Source organism: Pseudomonas sp. (assembly GCF_032058845.1).
In the GTDB taxonomy this organism is placed as follows: domain Bacteria; phylum Pseudomonadota; class Gammaproteobacteria; order Pseudomonadales; family Pseudomonadaceae; genus Aquipseudomonas.
The window spans coordinates 55,253-81,524 of the sequence record NZ_DAMCCR010000005.1 but is presented as its reverse complement, the minus strand read 5'-3'; the positions used below and the strand labels follow the sequence as shown (position 1 = coordinate 81,524).

The following is a 26,272-nucleotide window of genomic DNA, read 5'->3' as shown; positions in this document are numbered from 1 at the left end:
GCCTGCCTGGCGGCAGGCCGTTACCGGCCTGCACACAAAAAAACTGACAGTCCCCGTTACCGGCCTGCACACAAAAAAACTGACAGTCCCGAAAGGGCTGACGTGCTGGCATTGGTGAGCTACCTGGATGCCAAGGCCGCAGCGGATATCATCGCGTTGTATGACGAGTATGAGGCAGGGCAAACCCCCGAGGCCAAAGCGGCGAAAGCGCTTGACCGTCTGGAAACCATCCTGCAGCACACACAGGGCAGTCATCAGCCGGCCGTCGAATTCGACTTCAACTTGATCTACGGGCGCAATCACACCGATCACTTCCCCGAGTTGAGGTATGTGCGGAGCCTGTTGGACAAGCGCACCCTGGCCATAATCGCGTCATCAGAGTGACCACCCCCTTTGTCGCCGTTGCCATGCCCGCTGCCAAAACCTAATCGTCAACCCAGTTATTTCCACCCCCACCCATCAAGGAATACCGTTCCAGGCCGATGCAGCCTAAACGCTATCGACTAACCCCTAGCGCCCGCCATCCCTTGTCTGGTATCCAAGATGCAGTCATCGCGCCTCGATTTCTTCAACAACCTCAGCGTACGCACCAAGCTCGCGCTGGGTTTCTCGCTCCTTGTAGCGCTGATTCTGCTGGTCGCCTTCACCGGCTGGCAGACCAGCCAGACCCTGGCCGAGCGCAATGCGCGCATGCAGGAAGTGGCCAGGCTCAGCACCCTGGCCCGCGACATGCGCATCGAGCGCCTGGTGTATTTCGTCAATGCGTCTGACGAGCAGGCAGGCAAGTGGCTTGCGGCGCTCGAGTCGGTGAACACACAGGTGGAGTCCATCGCGCCACGCTTCAGGTCGCCGCAAAATCAGGCGCTGATCAGCCAGGCGAAGGATCTGCTGAAGGGTTATCGCGGCTTCTATGACCAGGCGGTGGCCGCTACGCGTGAGCGCGAGCAGGCGCGCAACGATGCCACGGCGTCGGCTGAAACCATGAACGACGCGCTGCAGCGGCTGTGGGATGTGGCCAACGCCGACGGCGGGCGTTACGACGACCGCCAGCAACTGGGCGGCGTGGCATTGGCGCTGCAGAAAATGCGCATCGCCTTCCGCAGCTATGCCTCGGCACCCAGTCCGGCGCTGGAAGCGGCGACCCAGGAGGCGGTCGCCGACATGCTCAGCCAGACCGCAGACCTGGCCAGCACCGCGCTGGTGCAGACGTACGTGCAGGCGCTGGCCAAGGAAGTGGGTGAGTACCAGCAACGTATTCAGCAGACCATTCAGGCGCAGGTCAAGGTCGATGCCGGGCAGGCCGGGATCACCAAGTCAATTACCGAGCTGCTGGCCTTGACCGACAAGCTGACCGCCATCCAGGTGGAGTTCCAGCAAGCCGATGTGCGCGATGGATTACAGACCCTGCTGATCTGGCTGGCGGTGGCCATTGCCCTCGGCCTGGCAGCGGCCTGGCTGATCACCCGCTCCATTGTCACGCCGCTGAAGGAAACGGTCGAGATTGCCGAGACCGTCGCGCGCGGCGACTTCACGCACCGGCAGAGCGTCACCCGCACTGATGAACTGGGCGCCTTGCAGGCGAGCATGCAACGCATGACCCTCAACCTGCACGGCCTGGTCGGTGAGCTGCGTGACGGCGTGGTCCAGGTGGCCAGCGCCGCCGAGCAGCTGTCGGCCGTGACCGAGCAGACCAGCGCCGGCGTGCAGTCGCAGAAAACCGAAACCGATCAGATCGCCACGGCCATGCAGCAAATGACCGCCACCACCCATGAGGTGGCGCGCAACGCCGGGCAAGCCGCGGCGTCTGCACTGCAGGCCAGTCGCCAGGCCACGCAGGGCGACGAGGCGGTCGACAAGGCGGTCGGGCAGATCGAACGGTTGGCTGAAGAAATGTCGGCCGCGCAAACGGTGATGAAGACGCTGCGCGGCCATGCCGACAGCATCGGCGGCGTGCTGGACGTCATCAAGTCGGTGTCCGAGCAAACCAACCTGCTGGCGCTCAATGCGGCCATCGAGGCGGCGCGAGCGGGGGAGGCGGGACGTGGTTTTGCGGTGGTTGCCGATGAAGTGCGGGGCCTGGCGCAGCGCACACGAAGCTCCACCGACGAGATCACCCAACTGATCGCTGGGCTGAATCAGAGCACTGACCACATGGCTATGGTGCTGGAGCAGAACGTGCAGTTGACGGGGAACAGCGTGAGCTTGTCGCGCGATGTGGGGCAGATGCTCAAGCAGATCGCGGGCTCGATCAAGGACATCGAGGCCATGAACGAGCAGATCGCCTGCGCGGCTGAGCAACAAAGTGCGGCGGGTGAACAGATCAGCCGTGGCGTGACCAGTGTGCGCGATATTTCCGATCAGACCGCCGCTGCCAGCGAAGAGACGGCCAGCTCCAGTGCGGAGCTGGCGCGCATCAGTGTGCAATTGCAGGCGATGGCGGGGCGCTTCAAGGTCTGAGACGGTGGCGGGCCTGAGGGCCGCCGCAGCGGCGTGCCTGATCGGCGGCCAACAAGATTCCAATGACTGCGCAGTGCTCTATTACGCTGCGCGATTTACTGAGCTATGGACGCTCAGCACGCGTTGTACCGCAACGCCCGCCCCCAGCAGCACTGCCACAAGGCCGCAGGTTTCCAGAAGCGTTGGCAACCTGCCGCTGAACAACAGGCCCAGTGCAGCTGCAAACACCGACTCCAGCGCAACCAATTGGCCGGATAGCACCATGGGCAATCGCTGTGTTGCGCCATTCCAGGCCCAGGCGCCAATCACCGAAGACACCACGGCGATCAGCAACGCCCATCCATACAGCGCGCCAGCCACCTGCACGCTGAAACCCAGGGTGGGCAGTTTGAACAGGCCCAGCATCTGCAAAGCAGGTATCAGGCAAACACTGCCCAGGCCTGCCCCAATCATCATCAATGCCGTCCACAGCCCCGTGGCAGCAGCGGGCAACTGATCCAGGGCGCGTTGATTCAGCAGGCTGAAGCTCAGCCACAGCGCCACGGCCAGCATTGAAAACAACACCCCGGCCAGCCAGGAATGCGCGCCGCTGTGCGCCAGGTTCATGCTGCTGACATGCGTCAGCAACAGCCCGGCGGTGATGAAGGTGAGCGGTAGCGCGAGGCTGCGCCACGGCATGCGCGGGTCTTTCGAATTGCCCAGCAGCGCGACCAGCAGCGGCACCAGCCCCACGGCAGCGGCTGTCAGGACCGGGCCGCCGAACATCACGCCTGCGGCAATGCAACTGCCGTAGCCCAGGTAGCCAAGGATGCCCAGCACCATTGCCATGAGTCGTTGGATCAACGGCAACAGGCTCCACTGCGCGCGATACAGTATCAGGCCGCAAATGCCCAACGCACCCGCGATCAGAAACCTGAGTACGGTGAGGTCATAGAGGCTGTATGCACCGGCTACGTAAGGGGTGATGAAGTTGAGGGCCCAGGCCAGCGTGGCAACGACTGCGAGTGCGATGCCGGCAATCAAACTGGAGCGAGTGGTGACCATGCGCTGAAATTCCTTAGAGGTTCGGCGCATGTTGCCGAGGAACACGGGTGTGCTACAAACGAGTTCTCGGGTCTGGATGCATTACGGCTGATTATGAATTCACTCAGAAAGACACTGCCACCGCTGGCAAGCCTCTTGCCCTTTGAAGCGGCAGCGCGGCTGGAGAGTTTTTCCAAAGCCGCTGAAGAATTGCACCTCACGCAGGCGGCAATCAGTCGACAGATACGCAGCCTTGAACATGATCTTGGGGTGAAACTCTTCACCCGACGCAATCGCGCGGTGTTTCTGACGCAGGAAGGACGGGCATTGGCCGGGGTCATCAGCGCGGCGTTGGGCACGATCAGCGCCAGTGCGGTTGCGCTGAGAAGCGTCCATTGCAGCCATCGCGTGGTGCTGTTCTGCCAGTTGTGCGAGGCGTTCTACTGGATGATGCCGCGTCTTTCGAGCTTTCGCGATCAACATCCCGGTATCGAGGTGCAGGTGGTGACCTCGACCCAACCGGTCGCCGACTTCGACCAGCACTTCGATGTGGCGCTGCAAACCACCGGGCGCAGTAGCGGCTCGCATACCCTGGCATTCACTGCCGCAGACGAGGTGTTTCCCGTGTGCAGCCCGGGCTATCTGTCCATCGATACACCGCTGCGCCTGGATGCACTGGGCGCGCACACGCTTTTGCACTACCGCTCGGCCTCTGCGGACTTCATGGGCTGGGACGGGTGGCTTCATGCGTTTGGGCACCGCCTCACCCCTCAGCAGGGAAGTGCGGTATTCGACAGCTATCCGCTGACCCTGCAAGCGGCAGTCGCGGGGCACGGCATCGCCTTGGGGTGGCGCCGAACGGCAGGAACGTTGATCGAGCAGGGCACGTTGGTGCAACCCTGCGTCGAAAGCGTACCGCTGCCGGAGGCGATTTCTGTGTATACCCAGTGCGGTGCGCGTGAACGCACGCACGTTCAGGCGCTGCTGGAGTGGCTGCGCGCGCAGTTGCACGCCTGATGGGCAGAGTCTGGCCCGACCCGGCGCCGATGGACGTCAGCTTGGCGCGCAGGCCAGGCGCACGTCCTGGATGTCGAGCCCAGCAGCGAACAGCAGTCGATTGGCGAACACTGCCCTGGCAGCCCGGCCAATCGGTCGACACCGCTGCGTCCGGCACCGCGCTAGTGAGCCATCGCCTGATCAGCCCTGGCCGCCGTATTGCTCTTGTAGATCAGCACCAGCGCCACTGCCAGCAAGCCGATGGCAACCCTGCGCGGGGTGTCGAGCGCAATCACCGCATTGCCGAACCAGCCGGCGTTGTCGATCAGCAGGCTCATCAGCAACTGCCCGCTGATCACTGCCACGGTGGCCGCTGCCGTGCCAATGCGCGGCACCGCAAAGACAATGACCAGCATGTAGATCACGCCGAAGAACGCTCCGGTCACTTGCCAGCGCGGCACGCTGAACAGGTTCGAGGCATGGGTGGGCTCAAGCAGGAATGCATAGAGAAAACTGACCATCGCGCCCATGACGAACGTCAGCCAGGCACTTTCCAGCACGCCCACTTCATGGCCCAGACGCCCATTGACCGCTGACTGTGCACACAGCACAGCGCCACCCACTACCACCACCAACAACATCGTAAACAGCATCGGATGCAGCTCCTGTCAGGTATTGATCAAGCACAGTGCGCCAACGATGGCGACCAGTGCGCCGAGGCGATAACCATCGACCTTGCGCTGTTGCGCGCCGAGCCAGCCGAAGTGATCGATCACCAGGCTCGCGCCCACCTGGCCGAACAAGATGCCGACCATGGTCAGCCCGACACCGATGTGCGGGGTCGCCAGGGTCAATGCGCCCACGTAGAGCGGGCCGAGCAAACCACCGGCCAGCATCCAGCGCGGCTTTGCGAACAGCGCGCGCAGCTGCGGCCGCCCGAAGATCAGGCCGAACGTCAGCAGCAGCGCACCCAGGCTGAAGATGCCGAACACTGCCCAGCCTTGCCCAATGGCCTCACCCAGCGGCCCTAATAATCCAGCCTCGACAGACAGGCCCATACCGGCCAGTACCACCAGCGGCAATATCCAGAATCGTTGCATCGAACACCTGCTCCCTTAACAAGGTAGGCATGGTATTTCGATGCGGTAATCGCCACAATCCGGCACAAAAGCAAAACTCAATTGCTCGTAAAGCAATGCCGGGTCTGCCTATTCCGGTCAGTTGGGCAAGCGCTAGGAGACCAACATGCAACTGAAGGCACATCGATTTTTCGTGAAAGTGGCCGCCAGCGGCAGCTTCGTGGCCACCGCCCGGCATTTTCAGGTGCCGGCGTCTTCGGTATCGCGATTCATCGCGGCACTGGAGAAATCGCTTGGCCAGCAGCTGCTGTACCGCAATACCCGCGGTGTGCGGCTGACGGAGGCGGGCGAGCGTTATTACCACCAGCTGCGTGAAGTGCTCGAACTGCTGGATGCGGCGGACGAGTCGCTCAGGGGCAAGCAGGAGGGTATCCACGGCCTGGTCCGCATCAACGCACCCCTGGCCCTGGGTAACTTGCAGATTGCCGGGTTGCTCACCCGGTTGGCTGAGGTCTATCCAGACCTCACGGTGGAATTGACCCTCACCGATGCGTTCATCGACCCGGTTCAGGAAGGGGCTGACATCACGCTGCGGGTTGGGGTGATGGAATCTTCGGGCTTGATCGGGCGCAAGATCGCCGAGCAGCGGTATGTGCTGGCGGCCAGCGCGGAGTACGTTGAACGGTATGGGCGGCCCGAGTCGCCGTCAGACCTTGGACAGCATCATTGCCTGGTCTATAAAGGGCGAGCCGGGGCGCAGCGCTGGTATTTTCGTGAAACGCCGGCGGCAGCGCCGCAGATCATCGACGTGCAGGGCCGCATGCGAAGCAACGACGCCCAGGTACTGGTCGCAGCCGCCCGTGCCGGGCGCGGTATCGTGCTGTTTCCAACCTGGCTGTACAGCAAGGACGACTTCACCGGCGGGCAGATGGTGCACCTGTTGCCCACCTGGTCAGCGGCGGTGGATGCGCAGCCCGGCGCCATTCATCTGCTGTCCCCTGAAAGCCGTCTGCGCTCGCGCAAGGTGAGCGCGGTGAGCGAGTTTCTGCTAAATGCCATCGGTACGCCGCCGTATTGGGATCAATGGGTTCAAGACGCGGGCTGTGCATCGGCGCTTGCCTCAGGTCAGCCCGCGCCCAGCGCAGAACCAAAGCGGTAACGCGCAGTCTTTCAGATGAGCGCTCCACGCTGACAACGAACGGACGATAAATCATGAGCCTGATCGACTGCACTGAATGCGCCGCAAAGATTTCCGACAAGGCTTATGCCTGCCCACATTGCGGCAACCCACTTCGCGAGCAGCCTTCCAGCCGTTACCTGAGTGAAAAGAACATTGGGCAGATCGCTGGGGCGGCAGGCATCTGGTTGACCGCACCCTGGTTGGCCCGGTTGATCTTCGGTGTGGTCGCGGTTGTGGCCCTTGCCGCAGTGATCATTTTTCGCTGACGCCTGGCAACTGCTCAGGTCTGGGTCGTTCAGCAGCATGAGCAAGCAGTCGGTCTGTTGAGCACTGCACTCCCGGGCATCGGCCTGGGCGTTGTGGACCCCGGTATTGTCGACGCCACCTTTGACCGGCCCTTGGCCGTGAAGGCTGGGTTTGCCACGCGCACGCGCGCTTCTGGTCAGGGTGTGGTCACGCCCTAGTCATGGTCTATGGCGTTGTACAAGAAATAGCACCCCTTCGGATCTGCAAGGGCGCGGTACAGCGTTGCTGCGCGCCCCGTTCCAGGCGGCGCCAGCGCGCGATGTTAAGGGGTGCCAGAGCGCTCTTGAAGCGCACACCGATCGGTGTGTTTTAGCGTCCGCAGTTGCTGCGCGTCGCCAGGCCCAGCGTGCCGCGCACGATAACCGGCTCTGCGGCGTGCAGAGGCACGACCACAGGTTGTACACAAGGCCTTCGATGTATAAATAAATGCCACAAAATGCTACAGAAGCGCGCTGCGCTGCCGATGACCTCTGAGGTTGCCATGGATCTGGCCTTTTTATTTCTAGAGGTTACGCAATGTTATCTATCCTGGCTCCGCGTCGCGACCGCAAGGCGCTCCATGAACTGGTCAAGGCCATCAATACCCGCCAAGCGCCTGACGTTCAAGGCTGCGCCCAGGCACAGGCCGTCACACAGGCCTGGCAGACCTTCCAGCACTATGACAAGGCCTGCACCGAACAGCGTGAGGCCTTGCAGCAGCAACTGACCGCCACTGAGGCAGAACTCGCCGAAGCCAGCGCTGCAGCGCAGCGCCACCAGGTGCGCTTTGACCTGGTCAACCGCGCCTCCAGTGAGGGCCTCTGGGACATGGAGGTGGTTGCAGGCGACCCGATCAACCCGCACAACGTGTTCTGGTGGTCGCAGCAACTGCGCCAGATGCTTGGCTTCCAGAACGAGCACGATTTTCCCAACGTACTGGCCAGTTGGGCTGACCGTCTGCATCCACAAGACAAACAGGCCACCCTCGACGCCCTGGCCCGTCACCTGAATGACCGCTCCGGCAGCACCCCCTACCGCGTCAATAATCGCCTGGCAATGAAGAACGGCAGCTATCGCTGGTTCTATGCCCAAGGCGAGACGCTGCGCGACGGTAAGGGCACGCCGGTGCGCGTCGCAGGCTCCCTGCGCGATATCCACGATGAGTTGGAGCGTGACCGCGAGCACGAGGTGATCATCACCCGTTTCGAACTGGCCCGTGAGATGTTGTCCGACGGCTTGTGGGACATGGAGGTGATCGCAGGTGACCCGGTCAACCCGCGCAACCCCTTCTGGTGGTCGCCACAATTCCGCCGGCTGCTGGGCTTTGAAACCGTCGAAGAGTTTCCCGATGTGCTCGACAGCTGGGCCTCGCGCCTGCACCCCGACGACAAGGAGCGCAGCCTGTCAGCGTTCGGTGCGCACCTCAACGACCGTAGCGGCAAGACGCCATTCGACATCGAATACCGGCTCAAGCACCGCAACGGTGACTACCGCTGGTTCCGTGCCCGCGGCCAGACCAAGCGCAGCGCCGAGGGGCTGCCGTTGCGCGTCGTGGGTGCACTGGCAGACATTCACCTGCAGCACGAACAGCAGGCCATGCGCGAATCCCAGGCCGAGTACCAGAAGACCCTGGAAACCAACATCGCGCAGCTGTCGAACATCGTGGCGACCATCCAGAGCATTGCCAGCCAGACCAACCTGCTGGCCTTGAACGCGGCCATCGAAGCGGCGCGGGCAGGGGAGGCAGGACGCGGCTTCGCTGTAGTTGCCGATGAAGTGCGCAAGCTGGCCACACGGACGACCGAGGCCACCGAGCAGGCGGCGAGCATGATCGCTCGCTGAACACCCGCCGCGCACGAACGGGTCAGGGGCGGGGTGGTGATGCCTCCTGGTCGGGCTCGCTCAGGCTGACCGCCATCTTGGCGGCGGCCTCGTCGGTATCGGCGAAGTGCTCGACACCGTTTTCATCCGTGACCTTGAACACCTGGGTGATGCCTTCGCCGCGCCGATGGGCCGGGATGTCGTCGCCTTCGAGTTTCTTCAATGTCACTGCCATGGGTGGCCTCCGGTGTAGGGTGCGATAAGGGTGCAGGTAGGCTGCCAGATGCAGCGCCGGCGGCGTTCAGTGGCCTGGCGATCGCGTGAAACGGGCACCCCGACGACCCTGCCACTAGCTGGGACAACATCCCGCGAGCGATCTCCTGTGCGATTACGGGTTTTCGCAGGTGTGCCCGTTCAGTTGCCCGTCATCGCCTGCTGGCGTCGAACCCACTCGTCTGCCACCTGCCCAAGGGTCAGCGGGCGCGTGTCCTTGACCCAGGCCATGAAGGCCCTGTCGAACTTGAATCCCGGGCCGCACTGGCTGACGAGAAATCGCCGGACCTTCTGCGTGTTGCGGTAATGGGCGTCCAACGCCGTTTCGCGGGAAAAGGGGCCGCTGTGCCAATCGATCTTCAATGTCGGGTCCTCGGGTGTGTAAGATGCAAGCTCGCGTCATTGAAGCGCGTGGCACATGAACCTGACATGCATGGTTAACCACATCGGCGTATTTGCCCAGTAAGGAGCTGCAATGTTCACACGTATCATCATTGGTATCTTGATCGGGCTGGCTGCAGGCTATGCCGTCAACGGCAAAGTGGCCGCATCTCCGAAAACCGTGCAGATGTTGCAGATTTTCGCCGGTATCGTCGCGGTGGCGTTCATTGCCTCATCATTCATGTTCGGTCCGTTCACGGGCGTGCTGGCGGCGCTCGAAGTGGCGGGCGGGTACTTCCTCTATACCCAGATCATCAAGCCCAAGATGGCCAAATAATCCGCTGACGGTCTGAGGCCGGTCGCGGCCGGCTTCAGACCGCTCGCCGCAGGCCAAGCCCTCTTTTCACGCCCTGACGGGCGTTTTTGCTTTCTGGACCTTGAGCTCGATGTCACAAGGTCGACCATCGCGCTGCGAACTGAGGGAACGGCCACGGTCGATCACTGCCCAATGGCTATCACCCTGTATAGACGAGGCAACTACCATGACCGAGCCCAAGAACGACCAGCCGCAACGCGACGTGCCCGCGCATTCCACCGAAGAGGAGCGCGCGCGGCTCAAGAACAAGAACAAAGATGGGATTCCGCCCGGCGCCGAATAATGGGGCGGTAGCGTCAGGTGCACGCGCGTCAGCGCAACGTGCACCCGCCTACGCTGAGAAGGTTACTGCACCGTGACCTGATCAGGCTGGTGATTGACGATCTTGAGGCCCGTGCCTTGGATCAGCGCCTGCACTGCCTCGCGACGGGTCATTTCACCCTTGACCCGGTTCGGCTTGATGCCACCGGTCTGCCCGGTTTCGGTCTTGACGAAGCAACCACTGGCGTGGGCGACGTCCTGGGCCGCTTCATCGAAGCGTGCAAAGTCCAGATCGAAGGTCGCCACTTCGTCACATTTTCCGTCCAGGTTAGGCGTGTTCGGCACGGGCGTGTCGTGGCTGCAACCAGCCAGAACGGCAAAGGCTGCCAAGGCGAAATAGCGTTTCATCGGGTACTTCCTTCATTTGACGAATGACATCTGAGTGATTCTGCGTGGCGCAGTTATGCGAGCAGCCGCGCAACACTATCAGGTCAGCGACGGTTCGCGGGTGAAACGGCGAATGCCGTTGCCGTTCGTCAATGCGAAGGCACTCGTATCGAGCATGTTTTTCCAATGTTTCAGATGCAGATGGGCTGCGTCCCCCGCGGAGAATTACCATGACTGACGAGAACAACGGCCCCGAAGCTGCTTACCCTGGCCCCGACAAGCATGCGCCCGATACCGGCGAAGGCCACGGTTCGGGCCTCGAAGAGACACCCTCCGAGCCCAAGCAGGGCAAAGAAGGGTATCAAGGGTCGCAGCGGCCTGCCGATTGGAACCCGCCACCGGGCAATCCTGGCTCTGATCAGGATTCACAGGTGCCGCGTGAGAACGGTACGGCCAAACCTGACTGACGCCGTTGTCAGGCTCTCAACGACAAAGCCCGGCACTGCGCTGGGCTTTGTCGTTGAGAGGCAGTGACTTTGAGGGCGCAAGCCCAACGCCCGTCAGGCCGGTTGCGGGCTCTGGTCTTCGATGCAGGCATACAGAATGCAGCCCACCAACCGCGCGAACAGCGACAGCACCTCAGCCAGGTCCGGGTCCTCGAAGTACGACTCACGTGTGTCCAAGGCGCACAACGCACCATACAGATCGCCATTGGGCAGGAAGATCGGAACGCCTGCATAGCTGTCGATACCCAGCTGATTGACGATAGGGCGTGCAGCGAAACGCGCGTCATGGCTTAGCGACGGCACCAGCAGCGCTTCAGGCGTGCGCAGGAATTCGCTGCACACGGTGCGTTCCAGCGGAAAGGCGTCGCCTTGTTCGAGCCCGAAATCTCCCCGGTCCAGCACCGAGCAGATGATCCAGTCGTCATCGTTGAACTTGGCAATGGCGGCAAAAGGCATTTCCGTGTACTTGAGCACCAGCTTCAGGATGTTGGTCGTGCCCTCGATTTCGGCAATCGCCGAACGTTCCGCGCCTGACAGGTGATAAGGGTGTTGCGACGAATAAGGCGACATGCGCAGAGAGCCTCGTTAAGCGTGGAATGAGAGCAGTGTGATGGCATTCTCGATGCGCATGCAAGGGCTCTTCGCAACCGCTCAACGCCAAGGTCTCGCGCCTCTCACCTTGGTGTTAACTCCTTGGTGCAGCAGACCGCCTGTCCGTTGTGTGGCACCGCGCTGGCTTGACTGGGCTCCCACCTACAGGCCTGGACAATTCGTCCGTCCGTTCCGAGGTGCTACCCCCATGAACGATCAAGCCACGCCGTCCGATCACGCCAACGATGAGCCGTCCACAACCCACGATGGCAAGCCTGCAGCCGACGACAACACCTCGCAGGGTGCACAACGACTGCCTGAAGATGATGACCCTGGTCTCGATGAAGCAATGAGCGATGTTGCCGTTGTCGACTCGGTGACCGCCGAGCACCCTGGCGAACAATGAGCACGGACCGGTGGACGACCCACCGCCCGCATACCTGCCAGTAGCCGCTGCCATTCACGAGGTACGCAATGATGAGTACTGATCCGAGAGACGCAGGTTTCATTCCTCAAGATGATCCGGCCAATCCAGACCCCAGCCGCGACCCATTGACCCCTGGTATGCCCGACCCTGGCAGGCCGGAGGTGCCAGGCGACGATCCGATCGTCAACGATCCTGACAAGGGCGGCTGGGATCAGCAGCCTGATCGTAAGCCGGGCGACGATCTGCCGTTGGGTGATGATCTGCCGCTGACCGACGCCCTGAATCCGCCTCGCGCCTGACGCAAGGCGGTGCCAGACAGGCCGTTGCTTGAGAGCGCTTGCCAGGCGGATGTGCGGCGCGCCTTCCGGACGCCGCACGTCCGCCTGCCCAACCCGGTCCCCGTACCCCGATCGTACTCAGCTGCAAGCTCCCTGCGGCAGACTCACGCGGTCGGTAGAGGCGGCCGGTCCGGCGCTCCGGATTGCCGCGATGGGCGGTTATGCCGACCTAATGCTGCCACCGCGATCTATCGCCATTGCGCAACGCTTTTATTGGGTCGGCTTCGCCGCCCATCGCGGCTGAGCGGAACGCCGGACCGGCCGCTCAGGTTCAGCGCGGGCCTGTTTCAGCCGGCACAACCTGATTTAGCCCGGCCCAATCGCGCGCTGAGCGGCGCGCTGATCCGGCAGGCGAAGCCTTCAGGCGCGTAGCTGAACGCTGCCGCGCCGTCGAAGGCATTGCGCAGCGCACCATTGACCATCACCGTGCCATAGCCCTTGCGCGAGGGCGCCAGAACGACCGGGCCGTTTCGCTCCTGCCAATCGAAGCGGAACCCCTCGGCTGCGCTGTCGTCAATGCCGGCTTGTGTTTGCCAGCTGATGTGCAACTCGCCGCCGGTCTTGGATAGTGCGCCATATTTCGCCGCGTTGGTGCCCAGCTCGTGCACCACCATGGCCAGGGCAGCCGCCGCCTCGCCGGCCAGGAGGAGGGGCGGGCCGGTGAACTGAATGCTGTAATGATCGCTGTAGGGCGACAGCACCTCACCCAGCAGCGTCGACAATTGCATTTCTTTGGGCGCCAGCGCCATCGCCTGGGCCCGTTGCATCATCACCATGCGTTGTTCGAGCATGCGCCGGAACTGCGCGGGCTCGGGGTGGCTTCTCAGGGTCAGTACAGCGATACCCGACAGGGTCGAGAACAGGTTACGCATGCGGTGTTCGAGTTCGCCGATCAGTAGCGCCTGGGCGTCCTGGGTTCGACTGTAGCGACACAGCAGCGCACACAGGGCCGCTGCGCCGCTGAGGAAGGTACGCTGTTCTTCATTGGGTGGAGCGCCCAGGGGGTAGGCGATGGCAATCGAGCCTTGCACCTGGCCATCGCTGCTGATGGCCGGCACCGACATCAGGGAGGTCAGGCCATGTTCGCGAAACAGCGTTTTCCATTCATCGCAGAAACGCTCGTCGGTGGCCACAACCGGCACATCGACAATGCTCGCGGTGGCCACGGCGCGACCGCAGGAGCCCCGGTTCAGAGAGATCGGATTGCCTACCAGGCGTTCGGTGAACGTGGCGGGCATGTCAGGGAAAATGGCGTGGCGGAACGTATTGCCAGGTGAATCCAGCACGTTGACGCCCACTACAACATCCGGGATCTGCGCTTGCAGCGCGAGGGTGAATTCCGCCAGCAGCGCTTGCACAGGCGCCCCAGTCGCCATCATTTCCAACGCTTTATCGCGAAAATGATTGAGGAATACACGCATCAAGGCAGTCTCTGACGATCTAGAGCCGGATTATCGCACCCTAAATACGACTGTTCCACTTGCCATCACGCCAGATAACGAAATTCTCCAACGACTGAGCGACGCCAACGACAATTGCGCCATTCAGGCTGCGCATTCGGCAATGTGCTTGCCCACAGCCACACGCACGGCGCCGGGCAGGGCCACACCGTTTTTCTCGGCCAGCAGCTCGGCCATCACGCTGACAGCGATTTCGGCCGGGGTTTTACTGCCGATGTGCAGGCCGATGGGGCCGTGCAAACGCTGCAACGAGGCCTCGGTCTGGGCGAAATGCTCGATCAGCCGCTCGCGGCGGCTCTGCGAGTTGCGCCGCGAGCCAATGGCGCCGATGTAGAACGCCGGTCCCTGCAGGGCTTCAAGCAGGGCAAGGTCGTCCAGACGCGGGTCATGGCTGAGGGCTACGACGGCGCTGCGTTGATCCGGGGCAAAGGCGCGCACCACGTCATCAGGCATCCCTTCCAAGTGCTCGACGCCGGCCACCGACCAACTGCTGCGGTACTCGCTGCGCGGGTCGCAGATCGACACCTTGAAGCCGTTGAACAACGCCATCACCGCCAGGTATTCGGCCAGTGCCCCGGCGCCGATGAGCAGCAGTCGATAGCCCGGGCCCAAGGTGGTGTGCATCACCTGGCCCTGCAGCCCCGCTGCAGCAGGTTGATCGGTCACGTTCAGGTGCACGGCACCGGTGTTCAGGTCCAGGCGCCGTTGCACCAGGTGGCCGGCGTCCAGATGCGCCAGCAGCGTACGCAGTGCCTCCAGCGCCGGGCGGAACTCCAGCACCAGTTCGAGAGTGCCGCCGCAGGGCAGGCCGAAGCGGTGAGCCTCGTCGGCGCTGACGCCATAGCGGATCACTTCACTGGCCCCCTCGGGCATGCCCGGTCCGCCGTGCGCATGGGTGTAACGCTGAATCAGGTCGTCCTCGATGCAGCCGCCCGAGACGCTGCCGACGACCCGCCCATCTTCGCGCAGGGCCATCATCGAGCCCACTGGCCGGGGTGACGAGCCCCAGGTCCCGGCCACAGTAGCCAGCAATACCCGCTCGCCACTGGCCAGCCAGTCACAGGCAGTGCGCAGAACCAGCAGATCGATGCTTTCCATAAAATCCTTCACGCGGTGAACGCCAGAGCGCGGGCGACAGTGCCCTATGGCGGTTCGACCGCATGCGCAGGCGAGCGATTCCTTTTTATTGTGCGGTGCCGTGAGCGGTGGCGTTTGTGAAGCGCCGCGAGGGCGACAGGGGTGAATCAGTCGGCCGGGGGCTGATGTGAAGGCGAGCGGTGCTTGATCGTCTGGCAAGCGCGCGGCTCAGGCGCTGTTCACAAGTCGCCGCCTTCAGGCGTGCGGTGCTGGGCGTGGTGACGCGGCATTGGCATCCGCCGCTTTCAGATGCCCTTGTTCATCCAGCAACCAGGCGTCCATCACCTCGCGCACCACCGGGCCGGCCACGCGGCCGCCGGCCTCACCGTTCTCGATCATCACCGCGACCACGATGCGTGGTGCCTCGGCCGGGGCGAAGCCGACGAACAAGGCATTGTCGCGGTGGCGTTCCAGGGTCTTGTTGCGGTTGTAGCGCTCGCCTTGGCGAATCGCTACGACCTGCGCGGTGCCGCTCTTGCCGGCGATGCGGTACTGCGCCCCGGCTGCGGCAGCGCGGGCGATGCCGCGCGGGTCGTGCATCACCCGCTGCATGCCCTGATTCACTTCGTCCCAGGCGCGCCGATCGTGCAGGACGATGTCGGGCATGGGGTTGGGGTCGACCGGGGCCTGGCCGCCAACGGTCATGGCCAGGTGCGGCCGGTGCCACGCGCCCTTGCTGGCCAGCAGGCTGGTGGCCTGGGCCAGTTGCAGCGGCGTGACTTGCATGTAGCCCTGGCCGATGCCGAGGATCAGCGTTTCGCCCGGGAACCATGGCTGGCGGCGGGTGGTGCGCTTCCATTGCGCCGAAGGCATCAGGCCTGCGGCTTCTTCGAAGAGGTCGAGCGAGACCTTCTGGCCCAGGCCGAAGTCGGCCAGGTAGTCGTGCAGGCGGTCGATGCCGAGCTTGTGGGCCAGGTCATAGAAGTAGGTGTCGTTGGAGCGCATGATGGCGGCCGACAGGTCCACCCAGCCGTCACCGCTGCGGTTCCAGTTGCGGTACTTGTGGTCGTAGTTGGGCAGCTCGTAGTAGCCAGGGTCGAACACCCGGCTGGACGGGTTGATCACGCCGCTGTCGAGGCCGGCGATGGCCACTTCCGGTTTGATCGTCGAGCCCGGCGCATACAGGCCGCGCAGCACACGGTTGAACAGCGGCCGATCGATGGAATCGCGCAGGGCGGCGTATTGCTTGAAGCTGATGCCCTTGACGAACAGATTGGGGTCGAAGCTCGGGTTGCTGACCATGGCCAGAATGTCGCCGGTGGCCGGGTCAAGCGCCACCAGTGCGCCCCGTCGGTCACCCAGGGCCTTTTCGGCGGCCTGCTGCAGATGCGCATCCAGGCTCAGCACGATGTCTTCGCCCGGGGTAGGGTCGCGATGGTCGAGCACGCGCATGACCCGACCCTGCGCATTGGTCTCGACTTCCTCATAGCCGACGTGGCCATGCAACCGGTCTTCATAGAACCGTTCGATGCCCGTCTTGCCGATCGACTGCGTACCGCGATACTCGGTGGCGTCGAGGGTCTTGGACTCGCGTTCATTGATGCGCCCCACATAGCCCACCGAATGGGCGAAATGCTCGGCCAGGGGGTATTCGCGGATGAACTGCGGCTCGACGTCCAGGCCCGGCAGACGAAACTGGTTCACGGCGATATGGGCGATCTGCTCCTCACTCAGACCGACCATCAGGGTCACCGGCTCGAAAGGCTTGCGCCCGCGGCGCAGGTCCTTGTCGAACTCCTGGCGCTGGTCTGTATCCAGCCCCAGCACGTCGGTCAGCTCATCCAGCACCTGGGCCACGTTGCCGGCGCGCTCGCGGGTCATGGTCAGGTTGAAACTGGGGCGGTTGTCGGCCAGCACCACGCCGTTGCGGTCGTAGATCAAGCCGCGCTCAGGCGCGATCGGCAGCATGTGCACACGGTTGTTTTCCGACACGGCACTCTGTTGATCGTGCTGCAACACCTGCAACACGTAGAGCCGGCCCACCAGCGCGGCCACCAGCACCAGGGTGATGCCAGCGCAGACCAGCAGGCGACGATTGACCAGCGATTTTTCGCGCGCGTGGTCCTTGAGGGGAATGGGCTGAGGCATGGCGGGCTCTGGCTGAACGGGCTCGGTATCGCGCGGTGGCGCCAGCGAGGCGAGCGTGCGGATGCTACGCAAGCGCGGCACTGGGCTCAAGGTGTGGGCCGGGTGCAGGGTGGAAGCATCGCTGTCAGCCCCGGCCACCGGGGATCATGGGCGCATGAACAATGTTTCACGGGTCAGCCAAGGGCTGGCGTGCAGGCGTCGGTGCGAGGTGCGGGGCAGGGCTCGGCTGTTTATACTGCGCGCTTTTTTGCCGTTGCCCGAGGAGGGCGTCGATGCGCCAGGTGCTGCTGATCAACCAGGTCCAATCCACCTTCGAGCCGCCGGAGTGGCTGGTGGACGGCGTGCGCGCCCTGTCGGCGCAGATCCTCACCTTTGGCGCCCTGACCTTGCACGATGAAGCGCACACACCGTTCCAGCAGCAAGCTGGCTGGCACCCGGCGGCCAGCGACCATTGCATGCACGAAGCCGATCGGGTGTTCATCAAGCATGGCTATGGGCTGGGCCGTGAAGCGCTCGACTGTTTGCGCGAGCTGCACCCGGAGCGCGTGCTGGTGTGTGGCGTTGGCGCGGACAGTGGCCTCCTGGCGGTGGGCTTTTCATTGTTCGATGCCGGTCTGACGCCCACCCTGGTGACGGACTTGACCATCGGCTCATGGCTGGATCGCTCGGGGCACACGGGCATGGCGCTGTGGGCCGAGCATTTACAGCGGGTGACCACCCGTGCCGAGGTGCTGGCGTCGCTGCAGGTAGCGGGCTAGAGGTCGATGGGGTGGGCGTACTTGCTCTAGAGCCCAGGCGGCTGACGGCTGAACGCATCCGCCCACTTGGCCCGCCTCGACGCTACGCCCGCGCCACCGGCACATGCTTGGCCAGCAAGCGTTCGAACAGTGCCCACAGTTCCGGGGCGGTGCTGAACGCCACATTGAAGCGCATCCACCCCGTGGCCTGCGCATCCACCGTGAACAACTGGCCTGGCCCGAGCATCATGCCGTGGCTCAACGCTTCATCGAGCAGTACGGCGCTGTCGGGCAGGGCGGGGTGGCGGGCCCAGATGTACATCCCTTCATCGGACTCCACGAACAGCTCGAAGCCCAGCCGCTGCAAATGCGCGCCCACTTCCTGATGCGCCTGGGCCAAACGCTGGCGCAGACGTTTGAGGTGCTTGCGCCAACGCCCGTCGATGACCGCCGAGTACACCACCCGCTCCATCACCTGCGAGGTGGTCAGGCCTGAGCGCATCTTAAGCGTCAGCAACTGCTGGATCAGATCCGGATTGGCCAGCAGGTAGCCGACGCGCACGTTGGGCGAGATGCTTTTCGAGTAGCTGCCCACATACACCACCTGTTGCAGGTGATCGAGGCTGGTCAGGCACGGCTGCGGCTCGGCGATCATGTCGGCGTACAGGTTGTTCTCGATCAGGCGGAAACCGTGCTGGTTGGCCAGTTGCAACAGCCGGTGCAGTTGCGCCAGCGGCGTGCGCGAGCAGGTTGGGCTGTGCAGGTGCGGCTGGGTGAAGAAGGCCGTGGGCTGGTGCACGGTCAACAGCCGCTCGAGGTGGTCGAGGTCGTAACCGTTGGGCGTGCGCGGTACGCCCACCAGGGTCGCGCCCTGAAAGCGCAGAATGCTCATCAGGTTGGGATAGCCGGGGTCATCCACCAGCACCACATCACCCGGGCGCACCAGGGTTCGCACGGCGAGGTCCAGCGCCTGGCTGGCGCCGTGGGTAAGCATCAGCTGCGCGGGGTTGGCGACGATGGACAGCTCCTGTTGCAGGTTCTGCGCGGTCAGGGTGCGCAGCTCGGGCAGGCCCAGCGGATCACCATAGCCCGACAACTCCAGCGGGCTGCCGGCCACCTGGCGCAGGCCGCGGCGCAGCCCGTCTTCGTACATCCAGTCATTGGGCAGCCAGCCGCAGCCGGGCTTGAACGGCAGTTGCCGGGTCTCGAAGATCTGCTGCAGGTACCATTCGGCATTGAACGAGGGTGGGGCGCTGTCGCCGCCGCGCACGGTGTCTTCCAGGCGCTCCGTGGTTGCCCGGCTGACGAAGAAGCCCGTATTGCCGCGGCTGGTCAGCACACCCTGGGCGACCAGTCGGTCATAGGCCTCGACCACGGTGAAGGTGCTGACCGAATAGGTGGCAGCGAATGCCCGGATCGACGGCACCTTGGCGCCGGGTTTGAGGGTGTGCGAGTCGATCAGCTCACGCAGCCCGTCGATGATCTGGTTCACCAGCGGGGTCGGGGAGTCTGGACGTAGTTCAAGCATGTTGGGGCCTTGGAGGTGCGCGGAAGACCGGGCGACGAGCGGTGTACTGCATGGACGGCCTGTACAGTGCAGTGCAGATTTCACTGCGCTGTGCATGGCTCTCTGAGTCAGACATTTTTACATTAGGTATCAGATATCGCCAAACAAAGCGCCGAGGGTTGCTTTTGGACTACAGACAGTTCGCGCTGCATGTGGGCCGGGCAGGCGTTGGAATGGGGCGATAGGCAGGTCGATTGCACGACCCGACCTGCGAACGTTTCAACACAGGATCAACGGGTGACGGCTGCAACGCCGCTGCCTGTGAAGGCCGAACGCGCTGCAGTCTAGCCGGCGTTCGGCCTTTTTACGTGTTCAGTTGGTCGGCTGGCTGAGGCCTTCGACCCGCAAGCAGGCCACCAGGGAGGGTGCAAGGTTCTGCGTGCAGTGGCACTGATGTACAGGTGAGGCCGCTTCCCATCGGGGCCTCACTCAATTCCTTGGATAAGAAGAAACACGGGGTACACCACTGATGGACGCAACATCCACCTCCACCACTTCCGCCCGCGCGGAGCCTGAAAGCCAGCTCAACGCTGCGCTCAAGCCGCGCCACCTGACGATGATGTCGATCGCCGGCGTCATCGGCGGCGCACTGTTCGTCGGCTCCGGCAGCGTGATCCACAGCGCCGGCCCGGCCTCGGTCCTGGCCTACCTTGCCGGCGGCATCCTGGTGGTGCTGATCATGCGCATGCTGGGCGAAATGGCCACTTCATCGCCTGACACCGGCTCCTTCTCGACCTACGCCGACCGCGCCATTGGCCGTTGGGCCGGCTTCACCATCGGCTGGTTGTACTGGTGGTACTGGGTGATCCTCATGGCCTGGGAAGCCTACGTGGCCGGCAAGATCCTGCACGGCTTCTTCCCCAGTGTCAGCGTCAACGTGTTCGTGTTGGTCACCACGCTGTCGCTGATCACCGTGAACTTCTTCAACGTCAAGCACTACGGGGAATTCGAGTTCTGGTTCGCCTTGATCAAGGTCATCGCCATCGTCTGCTTCCTGATCGTATGCGGCGCCGCGGTGATGAACATCTGGCAGTTCGGTGAAGTGCGCGGCATGACCCACCTGACCGCCGAAGGCTTCATGCCCAACGGCATCACCACGGTCATCGGTGCGTTGCTCGGGGTGATGTTCGCCTTCCTGGGCGCAGAGATCGTCACCATCGCCGCCTCCGAAGCCAAGGACCCGGCCGGGCAGATCGTCAAGGCCACCAACTCGGTGGTGTGGCGTGTGTGCCTGTTCTACGTCGGTTCGATCTTCCTGATCGTCTGCCTGGTGCCGTGGAACGACCCGCACCTGGGTGAGTCGGGCTATGGCGCCTACCGCCGTACCCTGGAACTGCTGGGCGTGCCCTATGCCGAACTGCTGATGAACTTCGTGGTGCTGACCTCGGTGAGCAGCTGCCTGATTTCCGGGCACTACACGGCGTCGCGCATGCTGTTCTCCCTGGCCAAGCGCGGCGATGCACCCAAGCTGTTCAAGATCACCCGCACCGGTACCGGCGTGCCGATGTTCGCGATCATCGGTTCGTGCGCCGTGGCAGTGGTCTGTGCGTTGATCAACTTCAGCGAAACCCTGCGCCCCAAAGACGTGCTCGACCTGCTGATGAACACCACGGGCATGATCGCCTTGCTGGTGTACCTGGTGATTGCCTTCTCGCAACTGCGCATGCGCCGCAAGCTGCTGGCCGAAGGCCGCGAGATCCGCCTGAAAATGTGGCTGTTCCCGTGGCTGACCTACCTGGTCATCGCCTTCATCGTTGCCGCGCTGGTCACCATGGCGTTCATGGAGGACTACCAGGCCATCGTGGTGTCGACCGGGCTGGCGGCGCTGATCGTGGTGATCATGGGTGTGGTTCACCAGAAGCGGTGTGCCAAGCGGGCTTGATGGCCATCGCATGAAAAAACCGCGGTCGCTCGCTGAGCCACCGCGGTTTTTTTTGCATCAGTGCCGCGATGTCTTGCACAGAACTCGTTGCCCGTGCTGAATAAATCACGATCAGTTGCATGGGAGCGTGGTCAGCCTGTGATAATGCGCGCACTTACCAGGACCCTGCCATGCTGATCATCTCCAACACCGTGCATCTGCCAGATGCCGACATCGACCTCACGTACATCCGCGCGCAAGGTGCGGGTGGGCAGAACGTCAACAAGGTGTCCAGCGCCGTGCACCTGCGCTTCGACATCTCGGCTTCCTCGTTGCCCGACTTCTACAAGCAACGGCTGCTGGCGCTGCGTGACAGTCGCATCACCGGCGACGGTGTGTTGATCATCAAGGCCCAGCAGTACCGCACCCAGGAGCAGAACCGCACCGATGCCCTGGCGCGCCTTGCCGAGTTGATCATCGCTGCGGGCAAGACCGAGAAGAAGCGCCGGCCCACCAAGCCGACCCTGGGCTCGAAGACCCGCCGCCTCGACGGTAAAGCGCGACGCGGTACCGTCAAGGCGGGACGCGGCAAGGTGGATTTCTGAGGGCGGTGGCAGGCCCCGTTTCGGTGCCTGAACCTGGAGCGCGTCGCGCAAATCGAGCTTGAGTGAGCCAGCGGGTCACGCCACGTTGAACACATGCCGCAAATAGCTCACGAAGTTCTCATCCCGACACTGGGTTTTCCCCGGGCTGTCGGAAATCTTCGCCACCGGCGCCCCGTTGCAGGCGGTCATCTTGATCACCATGTTCATCGGCTGCACGCCGGGGATATCGCAGGTGAGCTGGGTGCCGATGCCGAAGCTCACGTTGATGCGGCCGTGCAGGGCGCGGTACAGCTGCAGGGATTTGGCGAAGTCCAGACCATCGGAGAAGATCAGCGTCTTGCTCGCCGGGTCGATGCTCAGGCGCTGATAGTGGGCGATGGCTTTTTCGGCCCAGACCAGCGGATCGCCTGAATCGTGGCGCAGGCCGTCGAAGAGCTTGGCGAAGTACAGGTCGAAGTCACCCATGAAGGCATCCATGGTGATGCAGTCGGTCAGGGCGATGCCCAGCAGGCCGCGGTATTCCCGGACCCAGCACTCCAGCGCGGCGGCCTGGCTGTCGACCAGGCGCGGGCCCAGTTGTTGGTGGGCCATGAACCACTCATGGGCCATGGTGCCGATGGGCTTGAGTTCCAGCTCGCGGGCCAGGTGCACATTGCTGGTGCCGACGAAGCGGCCAGGGAAGTCGCGCTTGAGGATGTGTACGACCTCTTCCTGCACCGGATAGGAAAAGCGCCGGCGGGTGCCGAAGTCGGCCAGTTGCAGGCCGGCCAGTTCCGCATCGCTGGCCTGCTGGCGCAGCCAGTCGAGTTTCTCGTACAGCCGTTCGCCGACCTGCTCCAGGCGCACCTCGCGGTAGCGCTGACGGTTGCGCACCTCCGAGACGATCGCCAGCAGCGGGATCTCGTAGAGAATCACGTGCAGCCAGGGTCCGCGAATGCGGATGGCCAGCTGGCCGCTGTCATCCAGGCCGACGTGCACATAGCGCAGGTTGAAGCGAAACAGGCTGAGGAAGCGGATGAAGTCTGGCTTGATGAACGGAATCTTCTCCAGGTAGGCGAGCTGGTCCTGGGTCACCGAGAGCTCGGCCAGCTGCTCGATCTGATGACGGATCTCGGCCAGGTAGGGCGAGAGGTCCTCGTTGTTGCGGCAGCGAAACTCCCATTCCACCTCAGTGTTGGGGTAGTTGTGCAGCACTGCCTGCATCATGGTGATCTTGTAGAAGTCGGTGTCCAGCAGGTTCTGGACGATACGGTCGCCGAAGATGTGCTCGCTCATGCGTGGGTCTCCTGCAGGTCGATAAGGGTCTGGTCGAGGCTGGCTTCGTCGTGGCACAGGTGAATGCCGCGGGTGGCCATGGTGGCGCAGGCGCTCTGGCTGCCTTCGCTGCTCAAGCCGCGACAGGCGGGCAGGTACAGCAGCACGTCGAAGCCTGCGCTGCGCAGCTGACGGGCAGTGGTGGCGACGCAGTAGTCGAGCGCCAGGCCGCCGACGATCACGGCGTGAACGCCTTGAACCTTGAGGAATTCGATCACGCCCGTGGAGCGCCGTTCGGCCAGGTCGTGGTAACAGGCACCGTATGGATGCAGATCGGGCTCGATGCCTTTCCAGACGAAATAGTCGTAGTCGATGGGCGCCGGCAGGCCGGGCAGCAGTTCGAAGCCTGGGGTGCCGGGTACGCAGTGGCTGACCCAGGTCAGGTCAGCATTGGGCAGGTCCAGCGGGCGGAGCATGTGCGCGCGGTCAGCCACGGCCCAGGCGGCGTTGCGCGGGTGAGCGTCCTTGCTGCCCAGGCGCAGGCTGGCGCGGCGGGCCATGCTGTTCAGGGCCGGGACAATCTCGTGGCCACCGGGAACGGGCAGCTCATCCGGTGCGTGGCAGGTGAAGCCGTTCTGCGCATCGACATCGAAACTGGCGATCTTCATGGTGCTGACTCCTGTGCGGGACTGGCTACATAATCCATCTGGTGTATTAAGTATGTCAAGTATCTATTTCGATCGACACTGAGGGTTGCAGCTGATTGCATTCCTGGTGGAATATGTGGCCAGAAACTTTCAATGGAGTAGATCTGTGAGCAGTGCCGAAGTTCTGGCCAGCGTCGACATCATCGCCCTGCGCATGGCGCCTGATACCGCGAGCCTGGAGGTGTTGTTGCACCGTCGCGAGCGGGCGCCGCACCAGGGCGATTGGGCGCTGCCCGGGGTGATCGTCAATGGCCGCACCGCCGACAACAGCCTCACGGCCGCCGCCGAACGCGCGCTGCAGGAAAAGGCCCGTGTCACACCCCGCTACCTGGAGCAGGTGGGCACCGAGGGCAACGCCTTTCGCGACCCGCGCGGCTGGTCGTTGAGCACCTACTACCTGGCGTTGCTCGCCCCTGACAGCGCGCCGCAGGCAGACGACCTGGCCTTCTTCGACCTGAACAGCGTGCTGCAGCGCAAGGTGCTGCTGCCGTTCGACCACACCTTGCTGGCCAGCCTGGCCCGCGAGCGGCTGGCGGCCAAGACCGTGTACAGCAACCTGCCGCTGTACCTGCTGCCCGAGCGCTTCACCGTGCTAGAGGCCGTGCAGGCCACTCAGGCCTGCCTGGGCGCGCCGGTGAACAACACCTCGCTGCGCAAGCGCCTGGAGCGGATGAAGGCCGTGGACTGGGTGTGCGACACCGGGGAGCGCCATCAGCCCAGGCTGGGGCGGCCGCAGCAGCTCTACCGGCATACGCCTCAGTCGCCAGACTTGTTCACGTTCGAGCGCAGCCTGTTGCCCGAAGGGTTGGGCGGATGAAGGCGGGCGCGGAGTCGGGTCCGGTTGCGGAGCCGTTGCGCGCCGCTCGTTCCGCTTCGGTACAGGCGGTTTTCGAGCAGGGCAATCGGCCAATTCACCGAGCTCATCAAACACTTGAAGCTATGCTGATGCCATGACCAGCCCCCCTCAGTTGCGCCAACCTTGCCCACCCGGCGCCTGCGATTGCGGGCGCGAGCAACTGGCCGACTGTGCACCGCCCGCCCAGCGCATCCTGATGCTGACGCGCCAGGAAGAGAAAAAGCTGCTTCAGCGTCTGGAAAACCTCAATGACCTGGCCGACCTCTACCACCTGCAACAGCGCCTGTACGACAACCTCGGCATCCGCCTGAACATCAGCCCCGGCCACAACGAGGTACGCACCCGGCTTGGCGTTCTCATCGAACTGGAGGCGCAGCCTGGGCTGTGCCGCAAGACCCGCCGGGAAATCCCCGCCGCTATCCGCCGTGGCCTGGAGCGCAACCCTGACGTGCTGTACCGCCTGCTGGATGCGCACGACTTGCTGGGCAGCGGCTGAGGGGCTTGCACCCTGGAGTGGATCGCCCCGGATATTGCTGACTAATTTTGCAGAAGCTTCCTACGTTCTTTGAGGACCTGCCCTGCGCCTGCGCAGCGGCTTACCCTCAAGGAGACAGGCAATGACTTCCGTATTCGACCGCGACGACATCGTGTTTCAGGTAGTGGTCAACCACGAAGAGCAGTACTCCATCTGGCCCGACTACAAGGCCATCCCCGCCGGCTGGCGCACCGTGGGCAAGAGCGGTTTCAAGAAAGAGTGCCTGGCCTACATCGACGAAGTGTGGACCGACATGCGTCCGCTCAGCCTGCGCCAGAAGATGGCCGAAAGCGCGGCGCAGTAAGCCGTGACAGCCCTGAACCTGCTGTGCCTGCCGTACTCCGGGGCCAGCGCCATGGTCTATGCGCGCTGGCGGCGCAAGCTGCCGGCCTGGCTGCAGGTGCGTCCGGTGGAGTTGCCAGGGCGTGGCGCGCGCTTCGGCCAAGCGCTGCACACCGACCTGCAGGCCCTGGCCCGGCAGTTGGCCGATGAACAACGCCTGGCGGCCAGTGGGCCCTATGCGCTGTTGGGCCACAGCCTGGGCGCCTTGCTCGCGTTCGAGCTGGCCCATGAGCTGCAAGCGCTCGGTTGCCCGCCGCCGGTAGCGCTGTTCGCGTGCGGCACCGCCGCGCCGACGCGTCGCGAAGACTACGGCGACACCCAGTGGCGCGAGCCCAAGAGCGACGCCGAACTGATCGATGAACTGCGCGAGCTGCAGGGCACCCCCGAAGAGGTGTTGGCTAACCAGGAGCTGATGAGCCTGACCCTGCCGATCCTGCGCGCCGATTTCCTCATGTGCGGCCACTACGCCTACCGTCAGCGCCCAGCGCTGCGCTGCCCGGTCCATGTGCTGGCCGGTGATGCCGACCGTGCCAGCGAAGAACAATTGCTCGCCTGGGGCAAGGAAAGCCTGGGGCCGTTCGAGCTGCAGATGTTCAGCGGCGGGCATTTCTTTATTCATGAGCAAGAAGATCGGGTGCTCGACACGCTGGCCCAGCGGTTGCAGCCTCATCGACTTTCGGCCTGATTGACGTAGTCCTTTACCTGGGGGAGGCTAGGTCGACTCTCTATTCAGGCGAAGGAC

General features: G+C 63.4%; 30 protein-coding genes and 3 pseudogenes. 20 read left to right on the top strand and 13 right to left on the bottom strand.

The features are described 5' to 3' along the window. From RT028_RS02210 to RT028_RS20235, 3 genes and pseudogenes are all read left to right on the top strand, one after another. On the top strand, nucleotides 1–384 hold a 384-nt coding region (locus tag RT028_RS02210), incomplete at its 5' end, for an HD domain-containing protein (RefSeq protein ID WP_312931955.1). A gap of 159 nt (nucleotides 385–543) precedes the next feature. Further along, nucleotides 544–1,599: pseudogene (locus RT028_RS20240) on the top strand (methyl-accepting chemotaxis protein); the annotation flags it as partial. Beyond that, nucleotides 1,585–2,457, top strand: coding sequence for a methyl-accepting chemotaxis protein (locus RT028_RS20235; RefSeq protein ID WP_409567134.1), 873 nt, complete (start codon nucleotides 1,585–1,587; stop codon nucleotides 2,455–2,457). The pseudogene RT028_RS20240 and the gene RT028_RS20235, both read left to right, overlap by 15 nt. Nucleotides 2,458–2,538: 81 nt before the next feature. Here the strand turns inward: RT028_RS20235 and RT028_RS02200 are convergent, their stop codons facing one another. After that, nucleotides 2,539–3,501, bottom strand: coding sequence for a DMT family transporter (locus RT028_RS02200; protein WP_312931951.1), 963 nt, complete (start codon nucleotides 3,499–3,501; stop codon nucleotides 2,539–2,541). 93 nt (nucleotides 3,502–3,594) lie between these two features. On the opposite strand from RT028_RS02200, the gene RT028_RS02195 reads away from it, so the two are divergent. Beyond that, nucleotides 3,595–4,497 (top strand): LysR substrate-binding domain-containing protein, encoded by a 903-nt coding sequence (locus tag RT028_RS02195; RefSeq protein ID WP_312931949.1) that lies wholly within the window; start codon nucleotides 3,595–3,597, stop codon nucleotides 4,495–4,497. Nucleotides 4,498–4,658: 161 nt separating this feature from the next. On the opposite strand, the gene RT028_RS02190 is transcribed toward RT028_RS02195, so the two are convergent. Together RT028_RS02190 and RT028_RS02185 are read right to left on the bottom strand one after the other, a co-directional pair. After that, nucleotides 4,659–5,129 (bottom strand): DMT family transporter, encoded by a 471-nt coding sequence (locus tag RT028_RS02190; protein WP_312931948.1) that lies wholly within the window; start codon nucleotides 5,127–5,129, stop codon nucleotides 4,659–4,661. Nucleotides 5,130–5,144: 15 nt separating this feature from the next. Then, nucleotides 5,145–5,576, bottom strand: coding sequence for a DMT family transporter (locus RT028_RS02185; protein ID WP_312931946.1), 432 nt, complete (start codon nucleotides 5,574–5,576; stop codon nucleotides 5,145–5,147). Nucleotides 5,577–5,721: 145 nt separating this feature from the next. Between RT028_RS02185 and RT028_RS02180 the strand changes: the two genes are divergently transcribed. The 5 genes and pseudogenes from RT028_RS02180 to RT028_RS20230 form a co-directional block, all read left to right on the top strand. Next, the gene (locus RT028_RS02180) at nucleotides 5,722–6,714 is read left to right on the top strand and encodes a LysR family transcriptional regulator (RefSeq protein WP_312931944.1); all 993 of its coding nucleotides are present in this window, start codon (nucleotides 5,722–5,724) and stop codon (nucleotides 6,712–6,714) included. Nucleotides 6,715–6,767: 53 nt separating this feature from the next. Next, complete coding sequence (locus RT028_RS02175) at nucleotides 6,768–7,001, top strand: zinc-ribbon domain-containing protein (protein WP_312931941.1); 234 nt, start codon at nucleotides 6,768–6,770, stop codon at nucleotides 6,999–7,001. Between the two features lie 57 nt (nucleotides 7,002–7,058). Continuing rightward, the gene (locus RT028_RS02170; RefSeq protein WP_312931939.1) at nucleotides 7,059–7,199 is read left to right on the top strand and encodes a hypothetical protein; all 141 of its coding nucleotides are present in this window, start codon (nucleotides 7,059–7,061) and stop codon (nucleotides 7,197–7,199) included. Between the two features lie 358 nt (nucleotides 7,200–7,557). Further along, nucleotides 7,558–8,568: pseudogene (locus RT028_RS02165) on the top strand (PAS domain-containing protein); the annotation flags it as partial. A gap of 3 nt (nucleotides 8,569–8,571) precedes the next feature. Continuing rightward, nucleotides 8,572–8,856: pseudogene (locus tag RT028_RS20230) on the top strand (methyl-accepting chemotaxis protein); the annotation flags it as partial. A 28-nt stretch (nucleotides 8,857–8,884) separates the two neighbouring features. Here the strand turns inward: RT028_RS20230 and RT028_RS02160 are convergent. Continuing rightward, the gene (locus RT028_RS02160; RefSeq protein ID WP_312931935.1) at nucleotides 8,885–9,076 is read right to left on the bottom strand and encodes a hypothetical protein; all 192 of its coding nucleotides are present in this window, start codon (nucleotides 9,074–9,076) and stop codon (nucleotides 8,885–8,887) included. Between the two features lie 179 nt (nucleotides 9,077–9,255). After that, nucleotides 9,256–9,477, bottom strand: coding sequence for a DUF6434 domain-containing protein (locus RT028_RS02155; protein WP_312931933.1), 222 nt, complete (start codon nucleotides 9,475–9,477; stop codon nucleotides 9,256–9,258). A 112-nt stretch (nucleotides 9,478–9,589) separates the two neighbouring features. Here RT028_RS02155 and RT028_RS02150 point away from each other — a divergent pair, with 112 nt between their 5' ends. After that, a complete protein-coding gene (locus RT028_RS02150; RefSeq protein WP_312931931.1) occupies nucleotides 9,590–9,832 on the top strand; it encodes a hypothetical protein in 243 nt (80 codons plus the stop codon). Nucleotides 9,833–10,216: 384 nt separating this feature from the next. Here the strand turns inward: RT028_RS02150 and RT028_RS02145 are convergent, their stop codons facing one another. Next, complete coding sequence (locus RT028_RS02145) at nucleotides 10,217–10,540, bottom strand: hypothetical protein (protein ID WP_312931929.1); 324 nt, start codon at nucleotides 10,538–10,540, stop codon at nucleotides 10,217–10,219. A 209-nt stretch (nucleotides 10,541–10,749) separates the two neighbouring features. On the opposite strand from RT028_RS02145, the gene RT028_RS02140 reads away from it, so the two are divergent. Then, nucleotides 10,750–10,986: a hypothetical protein gene (locus tag RT028_RS02140; RefSeq protein WP_312931927.1), complete on the top strand. Its 237-nt coding sequence runs from the start codon at nucleotides 10,750–10,752 to the stop codon at nucleotides 10,984–10,986. A gap of 93 nt (nucleotides 10,987–11,079) precedes the next feature. Here the strand turns inward: RT028_RS02140 and RT028_RS02135 are convergent, their stop codons facing one another. Beyond that, complete coding sequence (locus tag RT028_RS02135) at nucleotides 11,080–11,595, bottom strand: GAF domain-containing protein (RefSeq protein ID WP_312931924.1); 516 nt, start codon at nucleotides 11,593–11,595, stop codon at nucleotides 11,080–11,082. Nucleotides 11,596–11,824: 229 nt separating this feature from the next. Between RT028_RS02135 and RT028_RS02130 the strand changes: the two genes are divergently transcribed. Continuing rightward, a complete protein-coding gene (locus tag RT028_RS02130; RefSeq protein WP_312931922.1) occupies nucleotides 11,825–12,022 on the top strand; it encodes a hypothetical protein in 198 nt (65 codons plus the stop codon). 158 nt (nucleotides 12,023–12,180) lie between these two features. Then, entirely contained in the window at nucleotides 12,181–12,342 is a 162-nt protein-coding gene (locus RT028_RS02125; RefSeq protein WP_312931920.1) for a hypothetical protein, read from the top strand. A gap of 326 nt (nucleotides 12,343–12,668) precedes the next feature. Here RT028_RS02125 and RT028_RS02120 read toward each other — a convergent pair whose 3' ends face one another. The 3 genes from RT028_RS02120 to mrdA form a co-directional block, all read right to left on the bottom strand. Next, nucleotides 12,669–13,802, bottom strand: a complete 1,134-nt coding sequence (locus tag RT028_RS02120) for an HWE histidine kinase domain-containing protein (RefSeq protein ID WP_312931918.1) — start codon at nucleotides 13,800–13,802, stop codon at nucleotides 12,669–12,671. A 123-nt stretch (nucleotides 13,803–13,925) separates the two neighbouring features. After that, complete coding sequence (locus tag RT028_RS02115) at nucleotides 13,926–14,939, bottom strand: XdhC family protein (RefSeq protein ID WP_312931916.1); 1,014 nt, start codon at nucleotides 14,937–14,939, stop codon at nucleotides 13,926–13,928. Between the two features lie 234 nt (nucleotides 14,940–15,173). Then, nucleotides 15,174–17,066, bottom strand: coding sequence for a penicillin-binding protein 2 (gene mrdA / locus RT028_RS02110; RefSeq protein WP_312931913.1), 1,893 nt, complete (start codon nucleotides 17,064–17,066; stop codon nucleotides 15,174–15,176). Between the two features lie 272 nt (nucleotides 17,067–17,338). Here mrdA and RT028_RS02105 point away from each other — a divergent pair, with 272 nt between their 5' ends. Next, on the top strand, nucleotides 17,339–17,824 hold the full coding sequence (locus RT028_RS02105; RefSeq protein WP_312931912.1) for a hydrolase: 486 nt from the start codon (nucleotides 17,339–17,341) through the stop codon (nucleotides 17,822–17,824). An 82-nt stretch (nucleotides 17,825–17,906) separates the two neighbouring features. On the opposite strand, the gene RT028_RS02100 is transcribed toward RT028_RS02105, so the two are convergent. Then, entirely contained in the window at nucleotides 17,907–19,331 is a 1,425-nt protein-coding gene (locus RT028_RS02100) for a PLP-dependent aminotransferase family protein (RefSeq protein WP_312931910.1), read from the bottom strand. Between the two features lie 508 nt (nucleotides 19,332–19,839). Here RT028_RS02100 and RT028_RS02095 point away from each other — a divergent pair. Beyond that, nucleotides 19,840–21,252, top strand: a complete 1,413-nt coding sequence (locus tag RT028_RS02095; protein WP_312931908.1) for an amino acid permease — start codon at nucleotides 19,840–19,842, stop codon at nucleotides 21,250–21,252. Nucleotides 21,253–21,422: 170 nt separating this feature from the next. Then, nucleotides 21,423–21,836 carry an alternative ribosome rescue aminoacyl-tRNA hydrolase ArfB gene (gene arfB / locus RT028_RS02090; RefSeq protein ID WP_312931906.1) on the top strand — a complete coding sequence of 138 codons (414 nt, stop codon included), beginning with the start codon at nucleotides 21,423–21,425 and terminating at the stop codon, nucleotides 21,834–21,836. A gap of 75 nt (nucleotides 21,837–21,911) precedes the next feature. Here the strand turns inward: arfB and pncB are convergent, their stop codons facing one another. Further along, the gene (gene pncB / locus RT028_RS02085; RefSeq protein WP_312931904.1) at nucleotides 21,912–23,111 is read right to left on the bottom strand and encodes a nicotinate phosphoribosyltransferase; all 1,200 of its coding nucleotides are present in this window, start codon (nucleotides 23,109–23,111) and stop codon (nucleotides 21,912–21,914) included. Continuing rightward, the gene (locus tag RT028_RS02080) at nucleotides 23,108–23,758 is read right to left on the bottom strand and encodes a nicotinamidase (protein WP_312931902.1); all 651 of its coding nucleotides are present in this window, start codon (nucleotides 23,756–23,758) and stop codon (nucleotides 23,108–23,110) included. The genes pncB and RT028_RS02080 overlap by 4 nt, the downstream gene beginning before the upstream one ends. 145 nt (nucleotides 23,759–23,903) lie before the next feature. Between RT028_RS02080 and RT028_RS02075 the strand changes: the two genes are divergently transcribed. The 4 genes from RT028_RS02075 (at nucleotide 23,904) to RT028_RS02060 (ending at nucleotide 26,215) form a co-directional block, all read left to right on the top strand. Further along, entirely contained in the window at nucleotides 23,904–24,614 is a 711-nt protein-coding gene (locus RT028_RS02075; RefSeq protein WP_312931900.1) for an NUDIX hydrolase, read from the top strand. 133 nt (nucleotides 24,615–24,747) lie between these two features. After that, entirely contained in the window at nucleotides 24,748–25,149 is a 402-nt protein-coding gene (locus RT028_RS02070) for a hypothetical protein (RefSeq protein WP_312931898.1), read from the top strand. Between the two features lie 121 nt (nucleotides 25,150–25,270). After that, nucleotides 25,271–25,492 (top strand): MbtH family protein, encoded by a 222-nt coding sequence (locus tag RT028_RS02065; protein WP_312931896.1) that lies wholly within the window; start codon nucleotides 25,271–25,273, stop codon nucleotides 25,490–25,492. 3 nt (nucleotides 25,493–25,495) lie between these two features. Beyond that, nucleotides 25,496–26,215: an alpha/beta fold hydrolase gene (locus RT028_RS02060; protein WP_312931894.1), complete on the top strand. Its 720-nt coding sequence runs from the start codon at nucleotides 25,496–25,498 to the stop codon at nucleotides 26,213–26,215. Nucleotides 26,216–26,272 lie beyond the last annotated feature (57 nt).